At 46.0% G+C, this 1,240-nt stretch carries 2 protein-coding genes; one reads left to right on the forward strand and one right to left on the reverse strand.

The genetic code is table 11. The features are described from left to right. Positions 1-897, forward strand: an 897-nt coding sequence (locus A3766_RS18990) for a homoserine kinase (protein WP_068642785.1), incomplete at its 5' end; no start/stop codon positions are given. A gap of 30 nt (positions 898-927) precedes the next feature. Here A3766_RS18990 and A3766_RS18995 read toward each other — a convergent pair. Further along, positions 928-1,240, reverse strand: a 313-nt coding sequence (locus A3766_RS18995) for a hypothetical protein (protein WP_231882930.1), incomplete at its 5' end; no start/stop codon positions are given.

The following is a 1,240-nucleotide window of genomic DNA, read 5'->3' on the forward strand; positions in this document are numbered from 1 at the left end:
ATTAGCGCTGGTATTGAGAATACCAATTATTTTCTAGATACCTACCCAAAAAGCGGGGGCGAAGAAGCGGATAAAGGCGCCGTGAGGTATGTTCTTACTCTTTTCGAGAGCATGGAAAAAAACACTTTACCCTTTTTCAATGAGCTGACGACGCACCTGGCCCGAGAAGGTTTTAAAGTTCCTGCGCCAGTATTGACTAAGCAAGGCGAAGCAATTTTCGAACTTGAGCAAAAGCCTGGAATGATCGTTCAATGCTTGTCTGGTAAGGCAGTGGGCAAACCCAAGGTTACACAGTGTGAGGCGATGGCTGAATATCTGGCAAGTATGCACCTGGCTTTAAGGGACTTTCCAAGAAGTCGCCCTTTAGCGCGAGATAGCGATTGGATGTTGGCGCAGAAGGCGCTTTTGCAACAGAGTGCTATGCCAGAAGAAGACTTTGACTTACTAGAGCAGTCAATATTCAGATATAGCAATGAATATGGAAGTGCCACCCAAGACTGCCCTCAGGGTATCGTTCATGGCGACTTATTTCGTGACAATGTCTTGTTTCGGCGGGATGAGGTTTCAGGGGTCATTGATTTCTATCATGCCTGTCAGGCTACCTTGTTATTTGACTTGGCGGTGATGGCGAATGATTGGGCGTGGAATGCATCGAAAGGAGATTATGATGAGGGCTTGCTGAGAGCAATAACTCAGGCTTATCAGTCGCATCGACCCTGGACTGACAGGGAACGAGAGGTTTGGCCCAGGTGTCTTGAGCTTGGCGCCTTAAGGTTCTGGATTAGCCGTTTGGTTAGTTACTATCTGCCAGGTTATCAGCAACATTCTGTAGAGGGTGATACCGCCAAAAACCCGGATGAAATGAAGGCTATTTTACTTCGAGCGCAAGCGCTATAAGTAAAATAGCTAATTTCTTTACCGTATATCCTACTCAAACAAAGCATTAATGTTGGTGTTGAAACTAATATCAACCAGGTTCCAACCTTCTTGAGGCTGGTAGTAATTTAGTTCCCAAACTAAGGCGGCTGAAGGGTACTTCAGCAAATAGCTTATTTTATAGAAATGCTCCCCGACCGACTCTTGCTTCAAAAGTGCAAAGGAAAGCGGCTTGCCCTGACGTGCTTCAAGCATCTTCATATCGTGGGAGATCTTTTTGCCACGTTCCTCAAACTGCTCAGGACTGACGCCAATATAAGCAGACATAAGCGAATAAGCGCTGTCATATTCCGCTTGAACGACT

The organism is Oleiphilus sp. HI0132 (assembly GCF_001635845.1).